The organism is Bradyrhizobium erythrophlei (assembly GCF_042430365.1).
GTDB classification, from domain to species: domain Bacteria; phylum Pseudomonadota; class Alphaproteobacteria; order Rhizobiales; family Xanthobacteraceae; genus Bradyrhizobium; species Bradyrhizobium erythrophlei.
Map to the genome: position 1 here is coordinate 1 of NZ_JBHMET010000136.1, position 1533 is coordinate 1533.

Sequence of the window (1533 nt, forward strand, 5' to 3'; positions counted from 1 at the left end):
CCTGAGAGCTTGTGATGCTTTCGGGTTCCTGTGGAGCTTTGGAGCAGGGTGGCGCTGCTCGTGGCGGTAAATGGCGTTTGCTGTTTGGGCTTGTCGCCGAACGCTCCTTTATGCGCCGGCGAGGCGGAGGCCTTGCAGGATGTTGTTGGTGAGGGCGTACCAGAGCACGACGGCGCGGACCTTTTCGATGCCGCGCACGGTCAATTGCCGCAGGTCCCAGTTGCGCCAGCGGGCGTGGATGCATTCGCAGATCGCGCGGGGCTTGTACTGGGCCTTGCCCGCATCACTCGCCATTCGCGCACGCCAGGCCAACACTCCCGGGCCGTCTCCGCGCCGCGGCAGGTACGGGTCCGTGCCGTGCTTGGATTGCGTGGGTGGGCAAAAGACCTCGACGCCTTCGGCATGCGCCCACTCGATATCCTCCGCACTGCCAAAGCCGCCGTCGACGAGATAGCGTTTGGGCTGGCCGCCAAGGCGCGCAGGCTGCCGCTCCAGCATGGGGCGCATCAGGCCGCGATCGGACCCGATGTTGCATACCGCGACGTCAGCGACGATCTGCTCACCGGCCGCGCTCGTCACCTGCATGTTGTAGGCCGGGCGGAAGCCGCCGTCGGCCATCTTCATGACCCGTGCATCGGCATCCGTCGTGGAAGCGCGCGGCTCCTTCGGCTTCTTGCCGTTGCCGCGTTTTTCTTCGCGCTCCTTGCGCTGCTGCTTGATCTCGGCGAGCGCCGTCTGTGCTGCTTTCACGCGCGCGCTGCGCTCCCGCGCGGCCCGCTCCTTGGCCGCCTGGATGCGCTGGTTGCTGGCATCGGAGCGCGCATCGACCTCGCGCTTGAGGTCTGCCACCACTGCCTCAGCCTGCGCCAGATGCCGATCGAGCGTCGCCTCGCGCCGGAACGAAGCGGCCCCGGCGCTGGCCCGGACCCGCACGCCGTCCTGCGCCAGCGTCTCCAGATTGACGAGGCCGGCCTGCGCCAGCGCCGCCAAATGCTCGCTGAGCAGCCGGTCGAGCAGATCGGCGCAGCCGACCCGGAAGTCCGCCAGCCTGTGATAGTTCACCGATACTCCGCCGCACAGCCAACGATAGGCGTCGTGGCTCTCGCACAGCCGCTCCAAGGCGCGGGCGCTGCCGACGCCCGCGCTGGTGGCATAGAGCCACAGCGCCAGCAAAAGCCGCGGCGATGTCGCCGGGTGACCGGGACGCTCGCCGCGAGCCTTAATCCGGTTCTCCAACTCACTCAGATCAAGCCCTTCGACATAGGACCAGAACAGGCGCACCGGATGGTCTTCGCCAATCAGGCTCTCGATATCCACCGCCCGCAATGCGATCTGGTCACGCTGCGGCTTACGCAGCCGCGGCGCGCCGAGCGGCGCATCCGCCTGCGGCTTCGCCTGCTCAGCCAGGTCTCCAAACAAGTCATCGGCAGCCATCAGCCTCTCCGCGAATCCAGCATCGCCAGAGAATCACACTGCGCCAGCCATCGGCTACACTTCCTTGCCGAGCTACCAAAACAATCACATCCTCTGAGG

General features: G+C 66.7%; 1 protein-coding gene. It reads right to left on the reverse strand.

From position 1 onward, the window contains the following. Positions 1–108: 108 nt before the first annotated feature. Complete coding sequence (locus ACFFWD_RS20420; protein ID WP_376968287.1) at positions 109–1434, reverse strand: IS1182 family transposase; 1326 nt, start codon at positions 1432–1434, stop codon at positions 109–111. Between the last annotated feature and the right edge of the window lie 99 nt (positions 1435–1533).